Raw genomic sequence first — 20,706 nt, 5'->3', positions numbered from 1 at the left:
GGCTCCTGACGAGGGCTTACCCGAGGTAACCATGGACATGTCACACCGGCAAGACTTTGGCGCGCCCCTCCCGCGCCCCTCCCGCATCCCGGCCGGCCCCACGGGCACAGCTTCCGCACACCGCCTTCACACCGTCCGCAAAACGGCTGGTAGCGGCCCTGTCGGCGGGTGCCCGCTGAGGCACAATGCGTGACGGCGGAAACTCCTGGGGGAACGGTGCACAAGGTGAGCGGGTCGACACGACGGCTGAGCGGGGCCATACAGCGGCTGAGCGCGCTGCGTCCGAGGAAGGGGGTCGGCTCGGGCCTCCAGCGCGCGCAGTCCTTCATGATCCTGACCACCCTCCTCTACCGGGCCAGTCATCTCACGGTCGGCGTCCTCGCCGTCGCGCAGCGCCGCGACGGCCACCCCGCGCAGTACCTGTGCCTCGCGGCGGCGCTCGCGCTCAGCCTGCTCGTGTACGGGACGGCGCTGCGGCGCGGCTGGTTCGAGCCGCGGCTCGTGTGGGCCGACGTGCTGGTCACCGGATGCGCGCTGCCGTACGTCCTGTACGGGTGGGGCGGGGTCCGGGAGACCCCGACGATCGGCTGGGCGATGCTGCTCGGCGGCTCGGCGAGCGGCCTCGCCGCCATCGTCCTCGCCCGGCGGCAGGCCCTCACCGCGATCGCGCTGCTCGTCGTCACCCATCTGCTGGGCTACCACCTGGTGGGCGCGAGCCGCGCGGTCCTCGGCGGACACCTCAACTCGCTGCTCTCGTCGGCGGCGATCACCGCGATCATGTGGTGGTACCTGCGCCGCCAGGGGCGGCTGCTCGACGAGGCCAACGCGCGAGCCCTCGCCGCGGAGCACCAGAAGGCGCGGTACGCCGAACGCCTGGACCACCACCGGGCGCTGCACGACACCGTGCTCGCCACCCTGACCACGCTCGCCGGCGGCGGCATCGACGCCAACGCGCCCGAGGTCAGGGAACGCTGCGGCCGCGAGGCCGCCTATCTGCGCCGGCTCATCCAGCAGACCGCCGACGAGGTCCACCACCCGGAGCTGGGCGCCGCCCTGGAGGACGCCGTCCGCTCCGCGGAGAGCCTGCGGCTGCGGGTCACCGCCCAGTACCACGAACTGCCCCCGGTGCCGCCCGAGGTGGCCGCGGCGTTCGCCGACGCCGCGCGCGAGGCGCTCAACAACGTACGGCGCCACGCGGGCACCGGCCACGCCTATCTCACCGCGGCCGGCAGCGGCGACCGCGGACTGCTCGTCACCGTGGTGGACCGGGGCCCCGGCTTCGACCCCGAGGACTACGTGCCGGGCTTCGGCCTGCGCGGCTCGGTGCACTCCCGGATGGCCGAGGTCGGCGGCCGGGCCGTCGTCGACACGGCTCCCGGCGAGGGCGTACGGGTGGAGCTGAGGTGGCCCGCGTGATCGACGTCGCCGTCGTCGACGACGACCGGATGCTCCTGGACGGCATGCGGTCCTGGCTCGGCCAGGTGCCCGAACTGCGGCTCGTGGCGACCGCCGCGAGCGTCAGCGGACTCCTCGACCTGACCGGCACCGCGCCGCCCGGCATCGTGCTGCTCGACCTGCTCCTGCGGGACGGTTCCGAGCCGGCCGACAACATCCGGCGGCTGCTGCGCGCGGGCAGCCGGGTCCTGGTGATCAGCACCGTGCCCGACCGGACCCGGGTCATCGAGGCGCTGCGGGCGGGCGCGGACGGCTATCTGACGAAGGACAACGACCTGCCGACACTGGTCGCCGCCGTCAAGGACATCGCGGCCGGGCGCGGCGCCCACTCCCCCGAACTCGCCTTCGCCTGCGCACACGACACCAGCCCGGCCCGGCCCCGGCTCTCGCCGCGCGAACGGGAGATCCTGCTCGACTACGCGTCCGGCATGACCCTCAAGTCCGCCGCCCGCCGGGCCGGCATCACCGTGCACACCGCGAAGGACTACCTCGACCGGGTCAAGGCCAAGTACCAGCAGGCCGGACGCCCCGCCTACACCAAGATCGACCTGGCCTGCCGGGTGCGCGAGGACAGCCTCGACGGGGGCTGACACCGGCCGGCCGGCACGCAAGCCCCCCAAACGGACGGCTGCAGGGGGCAGGGGCCCGCTTCGTATCGTCGTCCACGGCGACCGCGCGGCGGCACCCCCAGCCTCCCCGCGCGGCGCCACCATCTTCGACGCCGCCCGCCCGGCTCCTCCTCTTCCCCCACCACTGGAGAGGCAGATGACCCAGCCGTACGCCTGTACCACCCCGGTCCGCGTGCCCCCTCCCGTCGGGGGGCGGGAGGAACTCGTGGGCCGGGGTTCCGAGTCGGGGCACGTCGCCGCCCTCCTCACGGCCGCCCGCGCGGGGCGCGGCGGAGCGCTCGTCGTCACCGGCGAGCCGGGCAGCGGCAAGACCCGACTCGCCGCCGAGGCGCTCGCCTCGGCCGCTACGGCGGGCATGGTGACGGCCCGGGGCCGGGCCGCGACGGTAACGGCGTCCGGCCTGCCGTACCGCCCGCTGACCGAGGCGCTGTTGACCCTGGGCCGGGACGAAGAGGACCCGGATCCGGCCGAGTTGGGGCGGTACGGGCCGGTGCTCGCCCGGCTGATGGACGGCACGGCGGGGACCGGGGCCGCCGCCGTCTCTCCACTGGTGGCCGCCGAGGCGGTGCTTCGACTGCTCGCCGTCGCGGGCCGGGGACGAGGGTCCCTGCTCGTCCTGCACGACCTGGACGCGGCCGACACCGGCACGCTCGCGGTCGTCGAGTACCTCCTGGACCACCTCGGCCCGCTGCCCGTGGCGCTGCTGCTCACCACGGGGAAGCGGGCGGGGCCGGCCGCCGCGCTCGTGACCCGGGCGCGGCGGAACGGGACCGCCGTCACGATCGAACCCACTCCGCTGGCCCTGGATGACGTGCGGCACCTGATGCCGGGAGACGACCCGGCCGCCGCGCGGCGGGTGCTCCATGACAGCGCCGGAATCCCCTTCTTCGCACGGGAACTGGCGCGGGCCCCGAAGGGCGCCCTGCCCGCCGCCGTGGCGGAGTGCGTACGCGGCCGGGCCGCCCGGCTCGGCGCGCTCGGCGGCGAAGTCCTGGGCCTTGCCGCCCTGTTCGGGGAGCGGTTCCCCGTGACCGTCTTAGCGCATGCGACCGGCCGCGCGGACGGCGAGATCGCGGCGGTGCTCGGTGCCGCGGTCGACGCCTCGCTGCTCGTGCCGGACCCGGCGGAGCCCGAGTGGTACGCCTTCCACCCGCCGCTGGCCGCCCGGGCCGTCCGCGAGGGCCTCGCGCCGGGCGAGCGGACCGGCCTCGCGCGGCGGGCGGCGCGGGCCCTCGCCGAACTGCGCCCGGGGCTGCCCGGGGCGTGGTGCGTGCACGCCGCCGAACTCCACGAGCGGGCGGGCGAGCCGGAACGGGCCGCCGACCACTACGCCGAGGCCGCCGACCGGGCGACGGCCGAGAACCGGCCCGGCCGCGCCCTGGAACTGCTGCGCCGGGCCCATGATCTGCTCGACCCGGTCACGGCGCCCGGGCCGCACGCCCTCGTCCTCGGCCGGCTCCTGGACACCGCGCTCCAGACGGGCCGGCTCGACGTCCTCCCCGCCTGCGTGGCGGACCGGCTCGCCGTCGAGCAGGCCGGCCCCGGGGGCGCCTCCCCGGCGAGCGTCCCGGAGACCCGCCCGACCGGCCCGGCCGCCCCGCCGCCCGCTCCCCTTCCGTTGCCGGAGCCGCTCCGCGCCACCCTGCACGCCCGGCTCGCCGAGCTGCACGCGCTCGCCGGACGCCCGTCCCAAGCCGTGCGGGAGCTGGACGTCGCGCGCTGGCTCCTCGGGGACGGCGCCGCCGACGACCGCACGGCCGTCGTGGAACTGGCCGCCGCGCACGTGGAGCCGGGGCGGGTCGCGCCCGAACGGCTGCGGACCGCCGCCGGGTCCGCGCGCCGCGCGGCAGAAGCGGCGCTGGGCGCCGGACTCCCCGAGGCCGCCGGGCGCGCGCTGCTCGCGCTCGGCCGGCTCACCGTGGACCGGGACGGACAGGCCGCGGCGGACGCGTTCGTACGCGCCCGGGACCTCGCCGTCGCCCACGGCCTCGGCCCGCTCCGCATCGCCGCCGACGCCTGTCTGGCCCGGCTCGCCCTGCGGTCCGACGGGCTGACGGCCGCCGTCGAGCAGGCCCGCCGGGAGGCGGCCGGGGCGGGGCTGCTGCCGGTCGTGCACGAGACGGGACACGTCCTGGCGCTCGACCGGATCAGACGCGGGGACTTCACGGCGGCCGGTGAGCTGATCCGCGACGGCGTCGCCGAGGCGTCCCGGCACGGCCTGGGCCGGGCCGAGGCGCTGTGGCGGCTCACGGAGGCCGTGCGCTGGGCCCATCAGGGCCGGCGGCCCGAGCTGGGCGAGGCCCTGACGCGCCTCGCGCCGCTGGTCGACGCGGCGCCCGGGGTGCGCGCACGCGAGTACGGGCTCGCGCGGGCGTTCTGCTCGCTCCTGGAGGAGGACCACGAGGCCGCGGAACGGGAGTTCGCGCAGGCCGTCGCGTACGACACGGAGAACCCGACGACCGGCGACCACGGCCGGTTCGGACCGGCGCTGCTGCTCGGGGTGCTCGCGGGGCGGATGGGGCGGCCGCACCTGGGGCCCGTCTTCTGGACCGGGCCGGATCAGGGGGGCACCTCCCGTGCCCGAAGGGCTACGGAGGAGGGCGCGCCAGGAGCCGCGAGCCCCGCGGGATCCGAAGGGCGGGCCCTGCACGGCGCGGTGGCGGCGGGCGCGGCCCGGGCGCACTGGAACCGGACGTTCACCGGGCTCGCGCATGCGGTGCTGCTCGGCCGGGAGGGCCGGCCGGACGAGGCGACGGGCGCCGCGCGGGCGGCGCTCGACGCGGCGGAACCGTATCCCGTGGCGCGGCATCTGGGGCTGCGGCTCGTGGCGCGGGCGGCGTACGAGGACGGCTGGGGCGCCCCGGTCGACTGGCTGCGCGAGGCCGAGGAGCACTTCCACGGCGCGGGCCTGGCGGCGGTCGCGGGCGCCTGCCGGGCGCTGCTGCGCGGTATGGGGGCGTCGGTGCGGCAGCGGCGTTCGGGCACCGAGCGGGTGCCGGCGGTGCTGCGGCGGCACGGGATCACGGTGCGCGAGTTCGAGGTGGCACGGCTGCTCGCGGAGCGGTTCGGCAACCAGGACATCGCGGGCCGGCTGCACATCTCGCCGCGCACGGTCGAGAAGCACGTGGCGAGCCTTCTGCAGAAGACCGGCCACCCCAACCGGCAGGCGTTCGCCTCGGCCGCCCGCGAGCTGGTGGCGGATTCAGCCCCGTGACGCGCTGACCGCCCCGGCCGCCCTGAGCGGAGCGAGGTGCACCACCCGGTCGAAGGCGGCGTCGAGGTCCTCGTCGCCGTGGTGCACGACCAGCAGGGCGCGGCCCGCGGTGCGTTCGCGCAGCAGGCGCAGGACCAGGGCGCGGCCGGTGTCGTCGAGGTTGGCGAAGGGTTCGTCGGCGAGGTAGACGTCGGCGTCCTCGGCGAGCAGGGCGCCGATGCCGACGCGCTGGCGCTGGCCCGAGGACAGGTCGGAGGGCAGGTGGCCGGCGAGGGCGTCGAGGTCGAGGGCGGTGCGCAGCGCCGGGTCGGTGACCAGTTCGCGTACCGGCAGCGGCGGCAGGTCGACCGGGGTGGTGAGGGCGGCGACGCGCGGTGGCAGGGTGACCGTGCCGGTGTCGGGGGCGAGGGTGCCCGCGACGACGTGCAGCAGGGTGGTCTTGCCACAGCCGTTGGGGCCGCGCAGCAGGGCGTGTTCGCGGGGCCGCAGCTCGAAGTCGGGCAGCGCGACGGTCGCGCCGCCGTCGCCCGCGGCGCCGTCCGCCTCGTCGGCGGAGCCGTACCGGATGCGCGCGCCGCGGACCCGTACCAGCGCGCCCTCCTCGTGGTACGGGGCCGGGTGCGCGGCGCGCAGGGACTCGATGCGCTGCAGGACGGCGGTGCTGCGGCGGGTCTGCGGGATCATGTTGACCAGGTCGAACAGACCGGTGACGGCCCGCCACAGGGAGTTGACGAAGGCGAGGAAGCTGCCGAAGGACATCCGCCCGGAGAAGACGAAGAACGCGCCGATCACCATGGACGCCGTGTCGGACAGGTTCATCACGAGGTCGCTGAGGGTGCGCTGCCGCTGTCCCAGGCGGTAGTTGGCGAAGGTGATGCCGAGGAAGCCGCCGAGGGCCTCCCGGTTGGCGGCGCGGGTGCCGGGCAGCAGCGCGGACAGGCCGCGCAGGGCGTGGAAGGCTTCGAGGGTACGGGTGAGGGTGTTGACGTAGCGTGCCTCGGCCTCGCGCTCGGCCTCGGTGTTCTTGGCGATGCGCTTGGCGAGCCGGTTGCTGACGAGCACCAGCGGCGGCACGATCACCAGCAGGATCAGGCTGGCCTGCCAGGACAGGTAGAGCAGCACGCCGAGGAACACGGTGGAGGAGACGGCCTGGCGGGCGATGCGGACGGCCACGTCGATCGCCGGCAGGACGCCCTCGCGGACATCGTTGTGGATGCGGCTGACGTAGGAGGCGTGGCCGGTCTCGGCGTGCCGGCGCCCGTCGAGGCCGAGGGTGCGGGCGAGGAGTTCGGTCTCCAGGGCGAGGACGACGCCGTTCTCGAAGCGTTTGCGCCAGCAGGCGATCGCGTAGCCGGTGAGGTTGAGGGCGAGCCCGAGCGCCAGGTAGCAGCCGCCGAGGAAGGCGAACCGGCGGAAGTCGGCGGTCATGATCGCCTGGTCGAACAGGGCCTTGAGCAGCAACGGGTGGACCAGGGCCTCGATGCCGGCGCTGGCGGCCCCGGCCGCGACGATGGCGATGTACGGGGCGCGGTGGCCGTGCAGGGTGCGCCAGAGCTGGTTCACCGGGCCACCCCGCGGACCCGGTCGGCGCGGTCGGCCCCGTCAGCCCCGTCGGCCCAGCCGAGCTCGTCGAGGAAGAAGTCGGGCCGTCCGCCGTGGTTGGCGCGGTTCAGCACCCGCAGCACGCCCGCCGAGCCGGTGAGGTAGTCGGTGGAGCAGCGCAGCAGGCCCTCGCCGGGCACGCCGAGCGGGGTGGGACCCTCGCCGACGGGCACGCGGAAGCGCTCGGCGGGCTCGAAGAGGAAGACCCGGCGGACGTAGTCGAGCTGGCGCAGGGCGGTGTCGCGATAACCGGGGTCGCCGGTGAACTCGGCGGCGTCCATCAGGGCGTCGGCGATGCCGCTCATGCCGAAGCAGTAGCCGGGCAGCACGGAGTGGCCCACGTCCAGGCCGCGCAGCACCTCCCGGGCGGCGTCCAGGTCGCCGTAGCGCAGCAGGACCTGCGCGACGCCCGCCGAGCCGACCTCGACGTAGGGCTCCATGGTGCCCTCGTGATCGAACATGATCGGCCCGCCCTCGTCGTCGATGGGCCTGGCGTGGTCCATCTCCCAGGCGAGCGCCTCGCGGCCGAGCCGCCGGTACCGCTTCTCGCCGGTGATCTGACTCATCCGCAGCAGGAACAGCGCCACGCCGGCCTGCCCGAAGCCGAGGCCGGTCAGCGGCCGTTCCGGCGAGAAGGAGTTGAGCCAGTAGGCGTGCCCGTCCTCGCGCCGCGCGGTGTCGCACAGCACCTGCGCGCACGCCCGGGCCGCGGCGAGGTGGTCGACGCCGTCGGAGTCCCGGCCGCCGTGGAGGTGGAAGCGGAGATTGGTCATGCCGAGCCCGGCGAGCCCGTAGTAGAGGGTGTGGTCGGGCTTCGCGCCGGGCGCGTGGGCACGCCGGTTGGCGTGCGCGAGCAGCTCCCTGGCCTCGGCGCGCAGGCCGAGGGTGTCGGCGGCCCAGGCGATGCCGGCGAGTCCGCTCATCAGGCCGTCCGGGTAGGCGCCCAGATCGATTCCGGCCAGCCGCTCGCGCAGCCACTCGCGCCACTCGGGGCGTACGGGCCGGCCGGAGGCGTGCAGCGACCACAGCACGCCGCTCGCGCCGAAGCCGAGACTGAGCGGGTTGGTGACGTGCGCGAACGGGTCGACGGGGAAGAGCGTGGCGCGTGAGGTGTCGGCGACGGCGGCGGCGAAGGCCGCGACGCCGGCCTCGGCCCGTACCAGCGCGGCGGGGTCGACGGTCCGGGGGCTCGGGGTCCGTACCTGGTCGATGAGGGACTGGTCGTCCGCCAGTGCCTCGATGACATCGGTCGGGGTGATGCGGGCGGCGGCGAGGTCGGTGATCAGCTCGTGGACGCGGGGCGGCCAGCCGAGACCGTCGAAGTAGAGGCGGTAGGTGTCGAGGACGTTCTCGCGCAGGTACGACATGGCGGCGATGGGGAAGACGAAGTAGGCCATGGTGGTGGCGAGCGCGTAGAAGTCGCCCTCGAAGCCGTGGACCCGGTAGGTGTGCTTGGACAGGCTGAATCCGGGGGTGAAGAGCTCGACGGGCCGGTCCAGGCCCTCCTCGCCACGCTCGGCGGAGGTGTCGGCGAGCCGGCAGGCCTCCAGGTCGACAACCGTCACCTCGTAGGTGTCGGCGTCGATGAGCAGGTTGGCGGCGGTGAGGTCGCCGAGGATGACATCGCGCTCGTGGGCGGCCCGCACGGCGCGGGCGAGGCTGCGGAAGACGGCGAGGTAGATCCGCAGGAACTCCTTGGACTTCTCGACGTCGAAGCCGGGCCGGGCCAGCGGGTTGCGCTCCAGGAGCACCGAGCGGATGTCGGTGCCGTCGATGAACTCCTCGGCGATGAAGTGGTGTTCCCAGTGCTGGAACTTCTTGATCGGGACGGGGAAGCGGCCGGTGCCGTCGAGCCGCTTCAGGAAGGTCCACTCGCGGTCGAGGATGTCGAGGGCGTCGTGGTCCTGGCGCGGGTTGGGGTTGGTGTGCGGGCGGGCCTCCTTGAGGACCACCTTGCGGTCGCCGTCGGCGGTGTCCTCGGCGGTGTAGACGCCGCCGGCGTTGGAGAACTGGATGGCCCCGGTCACCCGGAAGCGCCCGCCGAGCAGCCCGTCGCCGTCCTCGTCGTCGTAGTCCTCGGGCTTCCAGTCGTCGAACGGCCACGCCACCCAGTCCGGGTGGGCCTGGCCGGGCCGCCGGCTGTCGGGGACGGGCGCGCCGTCGGGGCCGGTGATGTGCGGGACGCGCCGGCCGAGGGCGTCGACGGTGTGGGTGGAGAGGAACTGGCCGTAGCGGAAGTACAGCGCCTTGCTGTCGCGGTAGCGCAGGTCGGAGAGGACGTACGCGCCCTCCGCGCCCTCCAGGAGCCGGGCGAGGTCGGCGAGGACCGTCCTGAAGCGGTCCTCGTCGCGCGGGTAGATCGTGACGAGCTTGCCGCCGCTTCCCCGGTGCATGCCCTTGGAGTTGAGCATCTCGAAGATGTTGAGGTCGAGGGCGATCTTGAAGTCGATCTCGTGCTCGGTGAGATAGCCGATGACGGTCGCGGCGGTCTCGCGCACGGTGCGATGGGTCGCGGACACGTGGATCTTCCAGCCCTGCGCCGGCAGCTCCGGGTCGAGCCGGTGGCTCCACCAGATGCCGCTGCGCGTGAACCGCGCCCGGATCCGCTCGTCCAGCCCGGCGAGGAAGTTGTCCTCCCGCGGGACGTAGTGGACGTCGAGCGGGTCGAAGGACAGCGTGTTGTTCCACGCGAAGAGGAAGCGGTTGACCCATCGTTCGTTGCGCATCTCAGCCTCTGTTCAGCCCTTGTGGTCGGTGTGGACGCCCGGGATCCGCGCGGCGGCGCCGGTGTGCGCCCCCGCGCGGATCTCCGCCGGGTTACTACTCCGGCTGCGGCTCGCTGTCGTCCCTGTTGCAGCAGCTGCTGGCGGAGCTGGTGCAGCTGGTGACGCCGGCGATGGTGGAGACAGTCGCCTCGATGTTCTGGAGCTTCAGGACGCTGCTCATGAGCCGTCTCCTTCGGATGCGAGTGGAAAACGGTGCCGGTCGGCCCGCCGGTCGGGCCTGCCGTTCGGCACGCGACAGCCTTTGTGGTCGGCGCGGACGCACGGGATCCGCGCGGGGGCGTCCGTGAACGCCCCCGCGCGGATCACCGTCGGTGGTTACTGGCCCGACGGCGGCTTCTCCTCGTCGGCGCCGCAGCAACGGCTGCCGGAGCTGGTGAGGCTGACGACAGCCGCGCTGTTGGTGGAGGCGGTCGCCTCGATGCTCTGGAGCTTCAGAACGCTGCTCATGAGTCATCTCCTTTCGATACGAGTGGATATCGGTGCCGGCCGGCCTGCCGGTGTGGCCCGCCGTTCGGCATACGCCAGTCAACTCGGCGCGATCCACTCGCACATGGGAGATCAGCCCCCATAATGCGCGGCGGCCGCCCCCAGGAAAGAGGTCCCCGGGGGCGGCGCGAATGGTGGTGTTTGAACGGGCCGATTCCGGTCAGCCGGATCCGGTCCATGCGGTCAGGAGCCGCAGCTGTCCAGCATCTTTCCGAGCATCGTCTTCTCGGCGGCGGTCACCGTCAGGCCGTAGGTGGACTTCACCGAGGTCCAGGCCCGGCCGTAGGCGCACCAGTCCGACTTCAGCGGCGGCTGCCATGCGTCGGGCCCCTGGTCGCCCTTGGACCGGTTGGACACCGCCGAGACGGACAGGAGCTGGGGGTGGGTGAGGTCGTTGGCGAACGCCCTGCGCTTCTCCGTGGTCCAGCCGCTCGCGCCGGAGCGCCAGGCGTTGGCCAGCGGCACGGTGTGGTCGATGTCCAGACCGGACGCCTTGCGGAAGGTCTTGCCGTCGTAGGCGCTGACCCAGGTGCCGGAGACGGCGCGGCACTCGGCGTCGCGCTTGACGTCCTTGCCGTCGCGCGCGAGGACGGTCTCGCGGGTGTTGCAGCTGTCGCCCTGCTCGGCCCAGTGCGGGAACCTGTCACGGCTGTAGCCGGTCATGGAGCCCTGCGGGGCCACCTTCAGGCCGGCGAGCAGGGTGCGGGCCCGCGCGGCGGTCGGCATGCCGGGGAGCTTGCCGTCGCCGGCCGACGCACCGCCGCCGGGAGCTCCGGTGGGCGCGCCGGTGGGTTCGCCGCCGGGGGTCGCGCCGCCCGTACGTGCGGGTCCGGCCGTGCGGGAAGGCTTCCCCTTGGCGTCCGGCCCCGGCGAGCCGTCGCCCTGTCCCGCGCATCCGGTGACGGCGAGCAGCGCCGCCGCGATCAATGCCGTTATGTACCTGCTCTTCTGACGCCGCATGAGCTGAATCGTCCCCTCCGTTTACGCTGCTACGCGCGGCAGCGTACCTGTTCGACGACAGGGGAAGGCGGCGAGGACCAGGGATGCTCTACAGTCCCGTAGAAGAAACCGCGGCGCGCGCTCACTCGGCGTGGGCGACGAGGGGTGGGAGGACTGACGTGTTCGGTTTGAGCGAGCTGGCGATTCTGCTGATCATCGCCATCGTGGTGCTCGGCGCGAGGAAGCTGCCGGATCTCGCCCGCAGCGCGGGCAAGTCGGCGCGCATCCTCAAGAGCGAGGCCCGGGCGATGAAGGACGACGCGGCGGACGCCGAGCCCCGGGCCACCTACCAGGTCAGGCCGACGCCTCCCGGGCAGGGCCCAGAGCGAACGTCCTGACCGGGCCCGGAATCAGACCGGCCAGGGCCGGGGCGAAGCCCCGGACGAGCAGCCCCAGCGACACCGCCACCGCGGCGCCGACGGCGAGTCCGGCGGCGACGTCGTGCGGGTAGTGGGCGCCCACCCATACGCGTGAGGCGGCCATCGCGAGCGCGCAGACGCTCGCGACCAGCCCGAGCCGGGCCGAGACGAACCACAGGGCGACCGCCGCGGCGGCGGCGATGGTGGCGTGGTTGCTCGGGAACGACCAGTCGCCGGCCGCCGGGCACGCCTCCAGGGTGACCACGCGCAGCGACTGACAGGGCCGCAGCTCCCGCACCTGCAGCTTCAGCGCGGCGCTCACCAGGAAGGCCAGGACCGTGAGCACGGGCGCGGCCAGCGCCCGCACCGCCCAGTCCTGGTCGCCCCGGCCGCGCGCCCGCCACCAGCCGTAGACCATGAGCGCGGCGAAGACGGCGAGCCCGTAGCCGGAGTAGGCGCTGACGGCCCGGTCGAACCAGCCGGGTGCGGCCTGGGCCGCGTGGACGACGTCGAGGTACACCGGCCCGTCGATGCCGGCCCCGTCGAAGGAGCTCCCGTCGAGGGAGGTCGCGGATGCGGGGGCCGCCAGGGGCGCGAGGGCCGGGAGCGGCACGGGAATCGCGGGGGTCGTGGGGGTGACGAGGAGCACCGGTCAGACTCCCCCTTCGACGCGGCGGGTGCGGCGGGCCCGGCGCACTTCCAGGACGACGGGAATCAGCGAGACCACGACGACCAGGGCGATGATGGGCAGCAGATAGCGGTCGATGCTCGGCACGGACGCGCCGAGCCCGTATCCGGCGAGGGTCACGCCGACGGTCCACAGCAGCCCGCCGAGCACCTGCCAGAGCGCGAAGGTGCGGGCGGGGACGTCGAGGACGCCGGCGAGCGGGTTGAGCACCGTGCGCACGATCGGCAGGAAGCGGGCGAGGACGATCGCCTTCGCGTGGCCGTACCGCTCCAGGATCTCGCCGGCTCTGGCCGCCCCCTCGGCGATCTTGCGGGATCGGGTCCGGGCCAGCAGGGCCGGTCCGGCGCGGCGGCCCAGGAGATAGCCGGTCTGGGCCCCGGCGAGCGCGCCCGTGACGGCGGCGAGCAGCACCCACGGCAGCGAGAGGTGGCCGGGCGCGGTGGCGGAGCCCGCGCAGAGCAGCCCCGCGGTGAAGAGGAGCGAGTCGCCCGGCAGGAAGAAGCCGATGAGCAGGCCGGTCTCGGCGAACAGGACGAACGCGATGCCGAGCGTGCCGAAGGTGGCCAGCAGGGAGTGCGCGTCCAGCGGATTCACCGCGAGCGCGGTGAGCGGTGGTGCTGCGGCGAGGAGCGGCAGGGGCATCGGCTCGGCCCTTCGTTCTGATCGATCCGGTCGTTCTGGTTCTGGCGGTACGGCGGCCGGGCATGCCCGGGCGGGCGGGGGGGTGACGACCACGTATCCTCTGTCTACAGAACAGTAGTCAGTCTACATCACTGTAGACGAAACCCGGAGACGAAGGTTCCATGGCGGAGACGGAGAACGAGCGACGCCCCTCGGGCGAGCTGGAGGCCAGTGTGCTCGCGGCCCTCTGGGCGGCCGGCGGCCCGCAGACGGCCGCGCAGGTCAGGTCCGCGATACCGCAGCCGCTCGCCCGCACCACGGTGGCGACGCTCCTCGCCAGGCTCTACGAGAAGGGCGCGATCGACCGCAGCCCGGCCGGGCGCGGCTTCGTCTATCACCCGATCGAGGACTCCCATGGGCTGACCGCCCGCCGGATGCACCGCGAGCTGGACCAGGACGCCGACCGCGGCATGGTCCTGGCGCGCTTCGTCGAGGGGCTGAGCCCCACGGACGAGGCCGAGCTGCGGCGCCTCCTGGAGGGCGGCGGATCGTGACCGTACCGGCGCTGCCGGCCCTGGCACCGCTCCCCCTGCTGCTGCTCCCGCTGCTCCTGCCGTGGGCGCTGCCCCCGCTGGCCCGGCGGGCGGCCGAGCGGGTGCGGCCCGACATCGCGCTGTGGACGGTCACCGGCGCGGCCGCCGCCCTCGCCCTCGGCGTCGTCGCCTGTCTGGGCGCCCTGCTGCTGCCGCTCGCCCTCGCCGTACCGCCGCTGGCGCGGCTCGCCGAGCTCGTGCGGCCGCTGGACACCGGGCCGCGCTTCCTGGTTCTCGGCCTCTCGGTGCTCGCCGCCGGGGCGCTCGCCGTCGCCTCCGCCGTCGCGGTCCGCAGGGCGATCCCGGAGGCGCGGCGGTTCCGGGCCGCACACGAGGACGTGGCCGGGCTGCCGCACGCCGGCGGCCTGTGCGTCGTCGACGACCCGCGCGCCGACGCGTACGCCCTGCCCGGGACCAGGTGCCGGCCGGACCGGATCGTCGTGACCTCCGGGATGCTGCGCGCCCTGAGCGCGCCCGAGCGCGAGGCCCTGCTCGCCCATGAGCGCGCCCATCTCGCCGGACGTCACCATCTCTTCCTGGCCGCGGCCCGGTTCGCCGGCTGGTGCCACCCCGCGCTCGGTGGCGTGCTGCCGCAGGTGTCGTACGCGGCGGAGCGCGCCGCGGACGAGGCGGCGGCCCGGCACTCCGGGGACCGCGGGCTGACCGCGCGGGCCGTCGGCCGGGCGGCGCTCGCCGCCACCCAGGGCCGCGCGGACCGGCCCTCGTTCGCGGCCCGGGCGGTCGGCGGGCCCGTCCCCGCGCGGGTCAGGGCCCTGCTCGGCCGGGCGCCGACCCGGCGCGTCGCGCCCGCTCTGCTCGCCATGGCGCTGCTGTGCGGCACCGCCGCCGGATCCGCGGCCGCGGGCCTCACCCTGCTGCACCGGGACGTCGAAGTCGCCCAGGGCGACGGGGCGGAGCTCTGACGCGCCGGCGGCGACGGGGCCTCCTGGGGCGATGTCCGGATCTGCAACTCGTATGACATTGCCGCCATCACGGGGTGGTTCGTAGCGTGGAAGGGCGCGGTCGGCCGGGGTCCGGAACCGGACCGGCGGCCGCGCTCCCTTCCCGAACCATCACCTGAGAAAGGGCGTCATGTCCTCCACCACCCTGCGCACGCTCAGCGGCTTCGACCAGACCCCGGCCTCGCTGGCCGACGCGACGCTGATCCTGATCGACTACCAGAACACCTACACCCGCGGCGTGATGGAGCTGACCGGCTGGGAGGCCGCGCTGGACGCCGCCGCCGACCTGCTGGCCCGGGCCCGGGCGGCGGGCGCCACCGTCGTCCACGTCATCAACGACGGCGGCGAGGGCACCCCGTACGACATCCGCGCCGAGATCGGGCAGATCCATCCCCGGGTGGCCCCGGTCGAGGGCGAGCGGGTCGTGGTCAAGACGGTGCCGGACGCCTTCGTGGGCACCGAGCTCGGCGAGCACCTGGACGCCGCCGGGCACAAGGACGTCGTCGTCGCCGGCTTCATGACGCACATGTGCGTGGCGTTCACGACGGCCGCCGCCTTCCTGCGCGGCAACCGCCCGACCGTCGTCGCCGACGCCTGCGCGACCCGTCCGCTGGCGACGGCGGGCGCCGAGGTGTCCGCGCGGCAGCTGCACGACAGCGCGCTCGCGACCGTCGACGACCTGTACGGGATCGTTGTGCCGACCGCGGCCGCGCTGAGCTGAGCCGGGACGGCCGGGCTCCGGCCCGGCGGAGGGCGGCTCAGAGGGTGCGGAAGACCGAGACGACCTGTACGGGATCGTCGTGCCGACCGCGGCCGCGCTGAGCTGAGCCGGGACGGCCGGGCTCCGGCCCGGCGGCGGGCGGCTCAGAGGGTGCGGAAGACCGAGACGACCTTGCCGAGGATCACGGCGTCGTCGCCGGGTATCGGCGCGTAGCGCGGGTTGGCCGGCATCAGCCAGACGTGCGGGCCCTCGTGCGCGAGGCGCTTCACGGTGGCCTCGCCGTCCAGCATGGCGGCGACGATGTCGCCGTCGTCGGCGGTGTCCTGGGCGCGGACGACCACGACGTCGCCGTCCTCGATGTGCGCGTCCCTCATCGAGTCGCCCACGACGGTCACGGCGAACAGCCGGCCCGCGCCGACGACCTGGGCGGGCAGCACCAGGGTGTCCTCCACCAGCTCCTCGGCGGTGATGGGCACACCGGCCGCGATCCGGCCGACCAGGGGCACGGTCACGGCCTGCCGCTCGGCCAGGCTGCCGTCCGGGCCGGCGGCGGACCCGGCGTCGGCGACCACATAGGCGCGCGGGCGCTGCGGGTCCTGGCGCAGGAAGCCCTTCTTCTCCAGGGCCCGGATCTGGTGGGACACGCTGGACGTGCTGAGCAGACCGGCGGCGGACGCGATCTCCCGCATCGACGGCGGGAAGCCGTGGTCCTGGGTGTGGGAGCGGATGATGTCGAGGATCTGCTGCTGCCGCTGGGTCAGCCCGTCGTCGTTGGTCCGGGTGCCCGGCGGCCGGCCGGCACGGTTCCTGCCCATGGTCGGCCTCCGTTCTTCGCTCTTCCGCTTGCGCCGATACTGCACACTAACCCGCCGCACCGGCATCGCAGCAGGTCGGGTCCACTGGTCGGACCGTCGACGGACCGTTTCCGCCGCCCGCGGGCGTCACTCGAAGCGGCTCGGGTCACCCGCTCCGCGCCGTACGATCTCGGCCTCGCCGCTGGAGAAGTCGACGACGGTGGTGGGTTCCGTGCCGCAGTCGCCGGAGTCGACCACGGCGTCGAGGACGTGGTCGAGGCGCTCCTTGATCTCCCAGCCCTGGGTCATCGGCTCGTCCTCGTCCGGGAGCAGCAGGGTGCTGGAGACCAGGGGTTCGCCGAGGGCGGCGAGCAGCGAGAGCGTGACGGCGTGGTCGGGGATGCGGACGCCGACGGTCTTCTTCTTGGGGTGCTGGAGGCGGCGCGGGACCTCCTTGGTGGCGGGCAGGATGAAGGTGTAGCTGCCCGGGGTCGCGGCCTTCACGGCGCGGAAGACGTCGTTGTCGAAGCGCACGAACTGGCCGAGTTGGGCGAAGTTCTCGCAGACCAGGGTGAAGTGGTGACGGTCGTCGAGACGCCGGATCGTGCGGATCCGGTCCAGTCCCTCGTGGTTGTCGACGCGGCAGCCGAGCGCGAAGCAGGAATCGGTGGGATAGGCGATCAGGGCGTCGGCCCGGAGGCTGTCGACCACGGTGCCGATGGTGCGGGGCTGCGGCGAGATCGGGTGCACGTCGAAGTACTTGGCCATTTTCCGACCCTACGGGATGAGGCATCGGGCGTGCCGAGGCAACCCGCGGACCTGCTGCACCGTCCTCCCGGGGCGAGGGGGGAACCAGGGGCCGGTGATGCCCGGGAGACCGGGTGACGGGGGGTCCCAGGAGTTTCCCCACGAGAACCGATCGTGAGGAAGACCGCTTTGATACGTGTCACACGCGGCGTGACCACCGCAGTGGCGTTACTGGCTCTGACGGCGGCGGCACCGGGCATCGCGTCCGCGCAGCCGGCGCCGCACACACCGCCGGCCACACCGCCGACGGCGTCGCCGGACGGCGGGCTCGGCCTGCCCGGGGGCTGGCGGCTCACCGGCACCGGTGCCGGCCGGCAGCTGGTCTGGACGGCACCGGAGCCCGTACCCATGGGCGATGCCCGGGTCGAGTTCCGGGACGGTGACCGGCTGCTGGGACATCCGGTGGCCCAACCCGATGGAAAAACGTTTCGGTTGACGCTCGGGGAGACCTCCGTCGACCAGGGGGCACGGCTGAGCGTGACCGCCGCCGGCCGCCGCCTCGACGTGCCCGCGTCCGCGTCCGGCGCCGCCCGGGCACCCCGGCTCGCCCCCAGCCGCCCGCTCGCCCCGTCCGCCGGGCAGGAGCCGCCGCTGCCGGCCAACCCGGTGGACCCCGGCGTGCCCGGTCGCTACCGCACCGTGCGCGGCGAGTACGACCTGCGGTCCGTGAGGCTGCCCGGCTTCCCCGCGCCCGTCGAGATGCGCGCCACCGTCGTCGGCCCGGCGAACGCGCCGGGGAAGCGCCCGGTGGCGCTCTTCCTGCACGGCCGGCACGGCACCTGTTACACGCCGGGCCGCGACGAGGTGACCGGCCAGTGGCCCTGCCCGGCCGGGACCAGGCCGATACCGAGCCACCAGGGCTATCTGACGGCCCAGAAGCTGCTCGCCTCGCAGGGCTACGTGACACTTTCGATCTCCGCCAACGGCATCAACGGACAGGACCACCTGGCCGAGGACGGCGGTGCCGAGGCCCGCTCGTCGCTGGTCCGGCTGCACCTCGCCCGCTGGGCCGACTGGGCCGCGCACCCGGAGACGGCCCCGGCCGCCGTGCGGGGCACCGCGCCCGCCGACCTCTCCAAGGTGCTGCTCGTCGGCCACTCGCGAGGCGGCGAGGGCGTCAACCGGGCCGCGCTCGACAGCCTCTACCCGCCGCCCGCCGACCAGGACGGCTACCGAGGGCCCGTGCGGTGGAAGATCCGCGGCAACGTCCTGATCGGGCCCACGATCTTCGGCCAGAACCCGGTCCCGGACGTGCCGTCCATGACGATCCTGCCGGGCTGCGACGGCGACGTGTCGGACCTCCAGGGGCAGATCTACGTCGACGGCACCCGGGGCGTCAGCAAGGGCGCGGCGCTGCACAGCGCGGTCTACGTGGTCGGCGCCAACCACAACTTCTTCAACAGCGAATGGACGCCGGGGCAGGCCAAGGCGCCCGCGAACGACGACTTCGGGACGGAGCCGGGCGCGACCGACCCGGTCTGCTCCCCCGGCACCGCGACCCGGCTCACCGCCGCGCGGCAGCAGGCCGCCGGCGACACCTACATCGCGGCCGCGGCCCGGGTGTTCGTCGACGGCGACGACAAGGTCCGTCCGCTGCTCGACGGCACCGGGCGCCGGGCGCCCTCGGCCGGCCCGGCGCGGGTGCTCAGCCACGCGGTCGGCGGGCGGCGCACGCCCGCCTTCCTGCCGGGCTCCTCGGTCACCGTGTCGGGCGCCGGCCGGCTGTGCGCGCAGATCGACCCGGATCCGGCGCGGGCCTGCCTGAAGCCCGACGAGGGCGGCCAGTCGCCGCACTTCGCGTTCTGGGAGACCGGGCGCGAGCCGGGACGGGACGCCATCGCCCTGCGCTGGACCCGCCCGGGCACCCCGGTGACCGTGCGCTCCGCGCGCCCGGTCGCGCTCGGCGGCGCCGAGTCCCTCGCGCTGCGGCTCTTCGTGCCGCCGAACACCGGCGGCACCGAGTTCGACGTGGCCGTGACCGACGCCTCGGGCCACCGCGCGGCGCTCGGCCGGGTCCGCGTCGACGGACTGCCCGGCAGCGACCGGAACACCGCGCTCTGGGCCCGCGAGGTCCGCGTACCGCTGTCCGCCGCCACCCGGGCCCGCCTGGACCTGAAGAAGATCAGCACGCTCGAACTCACCCCGCGCGCCGGGTCGGGCCGGGCCTGGCTGATGGACGCCTGGGGCTGGCGCCCCGGTCTGCCGGCGGTCGCCGCGGCGGAGCTGCCGCGCGTCGACATCGGCCGTCTGACGGTCAAGGAGGGCGACTCGGGCGTGCGCACGTACCGCGTCCCGGTGCGGGTGTCCGGCAAGGGCAGCGGCCAGGTCCGGCTGTTCGTGCCGAAGCCCGGCACCGACGGGATCGCCTCGCGCCTGGTCACGGTCCGCCCGGGTCGCCAGGACATCGACGTCGAGGTCGAGGTGCGCGGCAACACGCGCTTCGGGTACGACGTGTCGCAGGACGCCTTCGTCAAGGCGGTGCGCGGCGCGGTGGTCGGCGCCCACCACGGCGGTGTGACCGCGAAGAACGACGACCCCATGCCCAAGGTCCGGATCACGCCGGTCGCGGCCGACGTCACCGAGGGCGGCAAACTGACCTGGCGCGTGACGCTGTCCACGGCGGCCGACGCCGACGTGGTGGGCGGGATCACCTTCCTGCCGGTGACCGGCGGCGCGGAGCTGAACTCGGCGGACCTCGACCCGGGCTGGCTGGAGGAGAACTTCGGCCACGTGCCGGACCCGGCGGTGCCGCTGTCCGCGCTGATGGGGCCGGACTCGTCGCTGGGCTTCTCCGTCCCGGCCGGCCGGACCTCCACCGACGTGACCGTGCCCACGGCCAAGGACACGGTCCGGGAGCCGAACGAGTCGCTGCGGGCCCGGCTGTTCACGTACGACGAGAAGTGGGAGCCCGTCCAGGGCCCGGAGTTCACCGGGACGGTGCGGGACGCCGCCTGAGACGGACTGAACCGAGCGAATCGAGACGACCCGGCGGCCGCCGGTCCCATCCCGGGGCCGGCGGCCGTCCGGCGTCCGGCGCCGAGGGGTCAGGCGCCGACGGGGGCGCGGAGCACGGGAAGCCGCGCGTGGGCCTTCGCGGTGCCCGGGTGGAAGACCAGGATCATCAGCCGCGAGCCCGGGGCGGCCATCGGCTGCGCGGCGCACATGGTGACGTGTCCGGGCCCGTAGCGGGCATGGCGCAGCGGGCGTTCGTCGCCGTCCGGATGGACCTGCGCCCCGCCGGCCACCCACAGCGGCCGCAGCGCCGGGTCCTCGACCGCCCGTCGGGCGATGCGCAGCAGCGTCCCGTCGTCGGGGCGCAGCGCGAGCGCGGCCCGAAGCTGGGGCAGGACCAGCGGCGCCCAGACGGTCCGCCAGTCCATCAGGGTGACGCGGCCGTCGGGGTCGAGCAGCATCCAGTCCATCATGTTGTCCGGGGTCCGGCCGCCCGGAAACGCCTCGGCCAGGGGCTCGTTGTAGGCGAGCAGGTTCCAGGAGGCGTCGGTGACGTACGCCATGTGCGCGATCCCGTCGACGGCCTCCTGCCACGCGCCGTGCACCTCGAGTCCGGAGACCGTGCTGAGCGGGCCGGGCGGGTCGCCGATGCCGGCGTACCGGCAGAGGCTGTCCCACTCCTGCTCGTTCAGTCCGAAGAGCCGGGCGATCTGTCGGAGGTAGCCGATCGGCGGGTTGGGGTAGCGGCCGGTCTCCAGCCGGCTGTACGTGTGCAGCGCCCGCCCGGTCAGCTCGTCGACCTGCTGCTGGGACAGGCCGTGGGCGCGGCGGCCCTGGCCGGTCGGACGGGTGAGGCCGTGTTCCTCCGGGCAGATCAGCGCCCGGCGTCCGGTGAGCAGCGCCTTCAGCGCGGGTTTGTTCAAGGCCATCGTCGTGTGTCCTACGTGGTGCTGCCGGCGCCGCCGGGGAGGGAATTAGTGGCGCCGGTATTCCTCATAAAAACTGCGCGTAGATATCGCCCGGCCGACGGGACAAGCT

The 20,706-nt window shown here is 74.5% G+C and carries 18 protein-coding genes; 8 read left to right on the top strand and 10 right to left on the bottom strand.

Translation table 11 applies throughout. The annotated features are described in order from the left end of the window. Positions 1 to 225 precede the first annotated feature (225 nt). The 3 genes from ACIRSU_RS09680 (at position 226) to ACIRSU_RS09670 (ending at position 5,298) form a co-directional block, all read left to right on the top strand. Positions 226 to 1,416 carry an ATP-binding protein gene (locus ACIRSU_RS09680; RefSeq protein ID WP_403790328.1) on the top strand — a complete coding sequence of 397 codons (1,191 nt, stop codon included), beginning with the start codon at positions 226 to 228 and terminating at the stop codon, positions 1,414 to 1,416. Next, entirely contained in the window at positions 1,413 to 2,045 is a 633-nt protein-coding gene (locus tag ACIRSU_RS09675; protein ID WP_403790326.1) for a response regulator, read from the top strand. The genes ACIRSU_RS09680 and ACIRSU_RS09675 overlap by 4 nt, the downstream gene beginning before the upstream one ends. 244 nt (positions 2,046 to 2,289) lie before the next feature. Continuing rightward, entirely contained in the window at positions 2,290 to 5,298 is a 3,009-nt protein-coding gene (locus ACIRSU_RS09670) for an AAA family ATPase (protein ID WP_403790324.1), read from the top strand. Here ACIRSU_RS09670 and ACIRSU_RS09665 read toward each other — a convergent pair. From ACIRSU_RS09665 to ACIRSU_RS09645, 5 genes are all read right to left on the bottom strand, one after another. Beyond that, positions 5,287 to 6,861 (bottom strand): ATP-binding cassette domain-containing protein, encoded by a 1,575-nt coding sequence (locus ACIRSU_RS09665; RefSeq protein ID WP_403790322.1) that lies wholly within the window; start codon positions 6,859 to 6,861, stop codon positions 5,287 to 5,289. The genes ACIRSU_RS09670 and ACIRSU_RS09665 overlap by 12 nt on opposite strands. Continuing rightward, positions 6,858 to 9,626: a class III lanthionine synthetase LanKC gene (lanKC, locus tag ACIRSU_RS09660; protein ID WP_403790320.1), complete on the bottom strand. Its 2,769-nt coding sequence runs from the start codon at positions 9,624 to 9,626 to the stop codon at positions 6,858 to 6,860. Before lanKC ends, ACIRSU_RS09665 begins: the two co-directional genes overlap by 4 nt. A 94-nt stretch (positions 9,627 to 9,720) precedes the next feature. Continuing rightward, positions 9,721 to 9,846, bottom strand: a complete 126-nt coding sequence (locus tag ACIRSU_RS09655) for a class III lanthipeptide (protein ID WP_403790319.1) — start codon at positions 9,844 to 9,846, stop codon at positions 9,721 to 9,723. 155 nt (positions 9,847 to 10,001) lie between these two features. Continuing rightward, on the bottom strand, positions 10,002 to 10,133 hold the full coding sequence (locus ACIRSU_RS09650; RefSeq protein ID WP_403790317.1) for a class III lanthipeptide: 132 nt from the start codon (positions 10,131 to 10,133) through the stop codon (positions 10,002 to 10,004). Between the two features lie 222 nt (positions 10,134 to 10,355). Continuing rightward, positions 10,356 to 11,132: an HNH endonuclease family protein gene (locus ACIRSU_RS09645; RefSeq protein ID WP_403790315.1), complete on the bottom strand. Its 777-nt coding sequence runs from the start codon at positions 11,130 to 11,132 to the stop codon at positions 10,356 to 10,358. 158 nt (positions 11,133 to 11,290) lie between these two features. Between ACIRSU_RS09645 and ACIRSU_RS09640 the strand changes: the two genes are divergently transcribed. Continuing rightward, on the top strand, positions 11,291 to 11,509 hold the full coding sequence (locus ACIRSU_RS09640) for a twin-arginine translocase TatA/TatE family subunit (RefSeq protein WP_403790313.1): 219 nt from the start codon (positions 11,291 to 11,293) through the stop codon (positions 11,507 to 11,509). Here the strand turns inward: ACIRSU_RS09640 and ACIRSU_RS09635 are convergent. Beyond that, the gene (locus ACIRSU_RS09635) at positions 11,466 to 12,119 is read right to left on the bottom strand and encodes a phosphatase PAP2 family protein (protein WP_403791456.1); all 654 of its coding nucleotides are present in this window, start codon (positions 12,117 to 12,119) and stop codon (positions 11,466 to 11,468) included. The two genes, ACIRSU_RS09640 and ACIRSU_RS09635, sit on opposite strands and share 44 nt — an antisense overlap. 63 nt (positions 12,120 to 12,182) lie before the next feature. Then, positions 12,183 to 12,860: a DedA family protein gene (locus ACIRSU_RS09630; protein ID WP_403790311.1), complete on the bottom strand. Its 678-nt coding sequence runs from the start codon at positions 12,858 to 12,860 to the stop codon at positions 12,183 to 12,185. A 161-nt stretch (positions 12,861 to 13,021) separates the two neighbouring features. Between ACIRSU_RS09630 and ACIRSU_RS09625 the strand changes: the two genes are divergently transcribed. The 3 genes from ACIRSU_RS09625 to ACIRSU_RS09615 all read left to right on the top strand — a co-directional run bounded on the left by ACIRSU_RS09625 (position 13,022) and on the right by ACIRSU_RS09615 (position 15,115). Continuing rightward, entirely contained in the window at positions 13,022 to 13,393 is a 372-nt protein-coding gene (locus ACIRSU_RS09625; RefSeq protein ID WP_403790309.1) for a BlaI/MecI/CopY family transcriptional regulator, read from the top strand. Continuing rightward, positions 13,390 to 14,355, top strand: a complete 966-nt coding sequence (locus ACIRSU_RS09620; protein ID WP_403790307.1) for a M48 family metalloprotease — start codon at positions 13,390 to 13,392, stop codon at positions 14,353 to 14,355. The genes ACIRSU_RS09625 and ACIRSU_RS09620 overlap by 4 nt, the downstream gene beginning before the upstream one ends. Positions 14,356 to 14,524: 169 nt before the next feature. Continuing rightward, on the top strand, positions 14,525 to 15,115 hold the full coding sequence (locus ACIRSU_RS09615; RefSeq protein ID WP_403790305.1) for an isochorismatase family protein: 591 nt from the start codon (positions 14,525 to 14,527) through the stop codon (positions 15,113 to 15,115). A 143-nt stretch (positions 15,116 to 15,258) separates the two neighbouring features. Here the strand turns inward: ACIRSU_RS09615 and lexA are convergent, their stop codons facing one another. Then, entirely contained in the window at positions 15,259 to 15,930 is a 672-nt protein-coding gene (lexA, locus tag ACIRSU_RS09610; protein ID WP_403790303.1) for a transcriptional repressor LexA, read from the bottom strand. Between the two features lie 126 nt (positions 15,931 to 16,056). Further along, on the bottom strand, positions 16,057 to 16,677 hold the full coding sequence (locus ACIRSU_RS09605) for an L-threonylcarbamoyladenylate synthase (protein ID WP_403790301.1): 621 nt from the start codon (positions 16,675 to 16,677) through the stop codon (positions 16,057 to 16,059). A 168-nt stretch (positions 16,678 to 16,845) separates the two neighbouring features. On the opposite strand from ACIRSU_RS09605, the gene ACIRSU_RS09600 reads away from it, so the two are divergent. Next, positions 16,846 to 19,671, top strand: coding sequence for a hypothetical protein (locus ACIRSU_RS09600; RefSeq protein WP_403790299.1), 2,826 nt, complete (start codon positions 16,846 to 16,848; stop codon positions 19,669 to 19,671). Positions 19,672 to 19,760: 89 nt separating this feature from the next. Here ACIRSU_RS09600 and ACIRSU_RS09595 read toward each other — a convergent pair whose 3' ends face one another. Further along, the gene (locus tag ACIRSU_RS09595) at positions 19,761 to 20,597 is read right to left on the bottom strand and encodes a helix-turn-helix domain-containing protein (RefSeq protein WP_403790297.1); all 837 of its coding nucleotides are present in this window, start codon (positions 20,595 to 20,597) and stop codon (positions 19,761 to 19,763) included. Between the last annotated feature and the right edge of the window lie 109 nt (positions 20,598 to 20,706).

Source organism: Streptomyces sp. NPDC101160 (assembly GCF_044768205.1).
Lineage (GTDB): Bacteria > Actinomycetota > Actinomycetes > Streptomycetales > Streptomycetaceae > Streptomyces.
This window is presented reverse-complemented; position numbering and strand designations above follow the sequence as displayed.